The sequence below is a fragment of the Streptomyces sp. KR55 genome, assembly GCF_052245645.1.
Lineage (GTDB): Bacteria > Actinomycetota > Actinomycetes > Streptomycetales > Streptomycetaceae > Streptomyces > Streptomyces flavusporus.
The window spans coordinates 1-4,869 of the sequence record NZ_JBQQCE010000605.1 but is presented as its reverse complement, the minus strand read 5'-3'; the positions used below and the strand labels follow the sequence as shown (position 1 = coordinate 4,869).

Sequence of the window (4,869 nt, the reverse complement as noted above, 5' to 3'; positions counted from 1 at the left end):
GGCCCCCCCGCTCCCGGTTCACGCGTACGAGGGGTCGTACGCGGGTCAGACCTCCACGACGACCGGGAGGATCATCGGCCTGCGCCGATACGTGTCGGAGACCCACTTGCCCAGCGTGCGGCGGATGAGTTGCTGCAGCTGGTGGGGCTCGACGACGCCGTCCTGGGCCGAGCGCTCCAGTGTCTCCGTGATCTTCGGGATGACATCGACGAAGGCCGCGTCCTCGATGCCCGAGCCGCGGGCCTGGACATGCGGGCCGCCCGTGATCTTGCCGGTGGACGAGTCCATGACGACGAAGACCGAGATGATGCCCTCCTCACCCAGGATCCTGCGGTCCTTGAGGGCCGGCTCGCCGACGTCGCCGACCGAGAGGCCGTCGACGTACACGTAGCCCGCCTGGACCTTGCCGGAGATCTTCGCCTTGCCCTCGATGAGGTCGACGGCGACTCCGTCCTCGGCGATCACGATGCGGTCGTGGGGAACACCGGTCAGGGCACCGAGTTCCGCGTTGGCCCGCAGGTGGCGCCATTCGCCGTGGACCGGCATCAGGTTGCGCGGCCTGCAGATGTTGTAGAAGTACAGGAGCTCGCCCGCCGACGCGTGGCCGGAGACATGGACCTTGGCGTTGCCCTTGTGGACGACGTTGGCGCCCCAGCGGGTGAGACCGTTGATGACGCGGTAGACCGCGTTCTCGTTGCCGGGGATGAGGGACGACGCCAGGATGACCGTGTCGCCGTTGACGATGCGGATCTGGTGATCCCTGTTGGCCATGCGGGACAGGGCCGCCATCGGCTCGCCCTGTGAGCCCGTGCAGACCAGGACCACCTCGTTGTCCGGCAGGTCGTCGAGTGTCCGGACGTCGACCACCAGGCCCGGGGGGACCTTCAGGTAGCCGAGGTCCCTGGCGATGCCCATGTTGCGGACCATGGAGCGGCCGACGAAGGCCACCCTGCGGCCGTACTCGTGGGCCGCGTCCAGAATCTGCTGGATGCGGTGGATGTGGCTGGCGAAGCTCGCCACGATGATCCGCTTGCGGGCGGACGCGAAGACCTGGCGCAGGACGTTGGAGATGTCGCGCTCGTGCGAGGTGAAGCCGGGGACCTCGGCGTTCGTGGAGTCGCTGAGGAGGAGGTCGATGCCTTCCTCGCTCAGCCGCGCGAAGGCGTGCAGGTCGGTGAGGCGGTTGTCCAGCGGGAGCTGGTCCATCTTGAAGTCGCCGGTGTGGACGACCATGCCCGCAGGGGTGCGGATGGCCACGGCCAGGGCGTCGGGGATGGAGTGGTTGACCGCGACGAACTCGCAGTCGAACGGGCCGATGCGCTCCCGGTGGCCCTCCGCCACCTCGAGGGTGTACGGCCGGATGCGGTGTTCCTGGAGCTTGGCCTCGATGAGAGCGAGGGTCAGTTTGGAGCCGATCAGTGGGATGTCCGGCTTCTCGCGGAGCAGGAACGGGACGCCGCCGATGTGGTCCTCGTGGCCGTGGGTGAGGACGATGCCCTCGATGTCGTCGAGGCGGTCCCGGATGGAGGTGAAGTCCGGCAGGATCAGGTCGATTCCGGGCTGCTCCTCCTCGGGGAAGAGCACTCCGCAGTCGACGATCAGCAGGCGGCCGCCGTACTCGAAGACCGTCATGTTCCGGCCGATCTCGCCGAGGCCGCCGAGCGGGGTGACCCGCAGTCCGCCTTCGGGGAGCGGCGGGGGTGGGCCGAGTTCAGGATGCGGATGACTCAAAAGACTCTCCTCACCACGCGCGCCACGTACCGGTTGGGCACGTGGCGCGCGTGACGTTCGTGCAGAAGCAGTTGTCGTTGTGGGTGCAGGCACCGGTGGCCCGCGTATTCAGTTGTGAAGTCCGTACACGCCCGGTCGGGCGAAGTCTGATGTCAGAGCTGTACCCCGCCGGCGACAAGATCGATCTTGAGCTGCTCGATCTCCTGGGCCGTGAGTTCGACCATGGGCGGACGCAGGGGGCCGCCGGGCAGGCCCTGGAGGGCGAGGGCGGCCTTGGTGGTCATGACGCCCTGGGTGCGGAACATGCCGGTGTAGACCGGGAGCAGCTTCTGGTGGATCTCGGTGGCCTTCTGGACATCGCCGGTCGTGTAGGCCTCGACGAGCTCGCGCAGTTCGGGCGTGACGACATGGCCGACGACGGAGACGAACCCGACCGCGCCCACGGAGAGCAGCGGCAGGTTGAGCATGTCGTCGCCTGAGTACCAGGCGAGGCCGGACCGGGCGATGGCCCAGCTGGCGCGGCCGAGGTCGCCCTTGGCGTCCTTGTTGGCGACGATCCGCGGGTGCTCGGCGAGGCGGACCAGCGTCTCCGTGTTGATCGGGACGCCGCTGCGGCCGGGGATGTCGTACAGCATGACCGGCAGCTCGGTGGCGTCGGCGACGGCCTTGAAGTGCCGGTAGAGGCCTTCCTGCGGGGGCTTGTTGTAGTACGGCGTGACAACGAGGAGGCCGTGTGCGCCGGTCTTCTCGGCGGCGCGGGCCAGCTCGATGCTGTGGCGGGTGTCGTTGGTGCCGACACCGGCGACGATGTGGGCGCGGTCGCCCACTGCCTCCAGGACCGCTCGTACGAGGTCCGATTTCTCCGCGTCGCTCGTGGTGGGCGACTCGCCGGTGGTGCCGTTGATGATCAGGCCGTCGTTGCCTGCGTCCACCAGGTGCGTGGCGAGCCGCTGCGCGCCGTCGAGGTCAAGTGCGCCGTCCGCCGTGAAGGGCGTGACCATGGCGGTGAGGACCCGCCCGAAGGGGGTCTGCGGAGTGGAGGTCGGAGCCATGGGTTACACGCTACTCGTTGCTCACGGCGGGGTCTGCCCTCGGGGGGCCGGATAAGTCAGGACAAAGATGGAGCCCGGCACTGCCTGCTCGGGGGTTCAAGCAGTGCCGGGTCCGTTTGATCAGGCTAGATGAACTTCTCCAAATGCCGCAATACGGACACTTCGCCCGGCTGGTCCGTACACCTGTGCTCGGCGAGCGGGGTAGCGCATGTGCGTTACGGCGCCACGCGGCCGTTGGCGTTGAAGGCGGCATGCGTGAGCGGCATGAGGCTGGCCCACTCGGCCTCCATCTTCTCGCCGACCATCTCGATCTCACGCTGCGGGAAGGACGGGACCTTGGCCAGCTCGTGCTGGGTGCGCAGGCCGAGGAAGTGCATCAGCGAGCGGGCGTTGCACGTGGCGTACATCGAGGAGTACAGGCCGACCGGGAGGACCGCGCGGGCGACCTCGCGGGCGACGCCTGCGGCGAGCATCTCCTGGTAGGCCTCGTAGGCCTGGCGGTACGAGTCCTCCATGACGCGGCCGACCAGCTCCTGCTGGGCCTGAGTGCCCTCGACGAACCGGTACTTGCCCGGGCGGCCCTCCTGGACCAGCTTGCGGGACTCGTCGGGGACGTAGAACACCGGCTGGAGCTCGCGGTAACGGCCGCTCTCCTCGTTGTACGACCAGCCCACGCGGTGCCGCATGAACTCGCGGAAGACGAAGATCGGGGCGCTGATGAAGAACGTCATCGAGTTGTGCTCGAAGGGGCTGCCGTGCCGGTCCCGCATCAGGTAGTTGATCAGACCCTTGGAGCGCTCCGGGTCCTTGTTCAGCTCGTCCAGGGACTGCTCGCCGGCGGTCGAGACGCGGGCGGCGAACAGCACGTCGGCGTCCGAGGCGGTGTGCTTGACCAGCTCGACGGTGACGTCGCTGCGGAAGCTCGGCTTGAGGTCCGGGGCTTCCTGGGGTGCGTCGGCGGGGGTGTCGGTCACGGCTTGGAGGGTCCCTTCCATCCACTTCTCTCGGGCGGCGCCCACTCTACGGCCCGGCACTGACATCGGGGCGTTCGGTGCCGGGCCGCGACATTCGTCGGCGAACGTCGGCAACTTCTGCGAATTCGGCGAAACCGGGCACCTTTTGAGGCACTCGCTCGTCTGTGTTGGTGACAGCGATGCGTTCGAGCCCTGAGAGGAGAAGCAGCACCGATGTTCCGTCGGCGCGAACCCGTGCCGTTCGCCTTCCTCGCCGAAGCCGACAGGTTCCGTAGCAATGTCACTCCCCCGTCCCGCGAGCGGGCCACCGCCGGGCAGATAGCCGGGCGTTGGCTCATGGGGCTCACCATCGTCGCCGCGCTGGTGGGTTCCCTGGTGATCGGCATGCCGGCGCTGGAGCTCGACCACTCGGCCGGGCACCCACAGCAGTCCCAGGCGTCCGAAGGGCGCTGAGCCGGAGCTGACTCGGACGGACCCCCGAGGGTGGTGAGCGGGGGCGCAGGTCGATAACCTCACCGGCACAGCCCATGCGTGGATTGAGTGAGGACCAGCCGTGCCCCTGCCCTTCCTGACGGCCGACCGCGCCTTCGACGCAGCGGACGACGTCGCGCTGCCGTTCGACGATCGCGACCGCTGGCGGCGGCCCTACCGTCCCGGGCCCTGGCGCGTGGGCACGGCCGCGATCTGGCTGCTGCTCGCCTCGTACGTGCTGTTCGCGGCGGTGATCATCGCGCTGACCGGCACGCTGTCGTCCGCCGGGGCGGTGTTCGGCATCGCGCTCGTGGTCATTGCCGGTGCCCTGCGGCTGCTGCGCATGGGCGTGTGGGTGAGTGCCCACGGGCTGCGGCACGTGGGCTTCCTCCTCACGCGTACGGTGCGATGGGACCAGGTCGTCGCCGTGCGGACGGTTCAGCAGCCGGTGCGCTGGTTCGGGCTGCCGCGCACCGTGCAGGGACAGGCCCTGCTCCTCGTACGCAAGGACCGGGCCGCGGACGACGTGCCGCCGCTGATGACCACGCACAACGCCGACTTCCTGGCGCGGCCCGGGGCGTTCGACCGTGCGTCGGACTCGGTGGAGGTGTGGGCCGACGAGTATCGGCGGGGCGCCTGAC

At 68.7% G+C, this 4,869-nt stretch carries 5 protein-coding genes; 2 read left to right on the top strand and 3 right to left on the bottom strand.

Annotation, left to right across the window (positions count from 1 at the left end):
* Positions 1 to 45 precede the first annotated feature (45 nt).
* The 3 genes from ACTWQJ_RS46445 to thyX all read right to left on the bottom strand — a co-directional run bounded on the left by ACTWQJ_RS46445 (position 46) and on the right by thyX (position 3,757).
* A complete protein-coding gene (locus ACTWQJ_RS46445) occupies positions 46 to 1,731 on the bottom strand; it encodes a ribonuclease J (RefSeq protein WP_443312412.1) in 1,686 nt (561 codons plus the stop codon).
* Positions 1,732 to 1,883: 152 nt separating this feature from the next.
* Positions 1,884 to 2,783, bottom strand: a complete 900-nt coding sequence (gene dapA, locus ACTWQJ_RS46440; protein ID WP_443312411.1) for a 4-hydroxy-tetrahydrodipicolinate synthase — start codon at positions 2,781 to 2,783, stop codon at positions 1,884 to 1,886.
* Between the two features lie 215 nt (positions 2,784 to 2,998).
* Positions 2,999 to 3,757, bottom strand: a complete 759-nt coding sequence (gene thyX, locus ACTWQJ_RS46435) for an FAD-dependent thymidylate synthase (protein WP_443312410.1) — start codon at positions 3,755 to 3,757, stop codon at positions 2,999 to 3,001.
* 213 nt (positions 3,758 to 3,970) lie between these two features.
* On the opposite strand from thyX, the gene ACTWQJ_RS46430 reads away from it, so the two are divergent.
* Together ACTWQJ_RS46430 and ACTWQJ_RS46425 are read left to right on the top strand one after the other, a co-directional pair.
* Positions 3,971 to 4,210 carry a hypothetical protein gene (locus ACTWQJ_RS46430; protein WP_443312409.1) on the top strand — a complete coding sequence of 80 codons (240 nt, stop codon included), beginning with the start codon at positions 3,971 to 3,973 and terminating at the stop codon, positions 4,208 to 4,210.
* A gap of 100 nt (positions 4,211 to 4,310) precedes the next feature.
* The gene (locus tag ACTWQJ_RS46425; RefSeq protein ID WP_443312408.1) at positions 4,311 to 4,868 is read left to right on the top strand and encodes a hypothetical protein; all 558 of its coding nucleotides are present in this window, start codon (positions 4,311 to 4,313) and stop codon (positions 4,866 to 4,868) included.
* The last annotated feature ends 1 nt before the right edge of the window (position 4,869 follow it).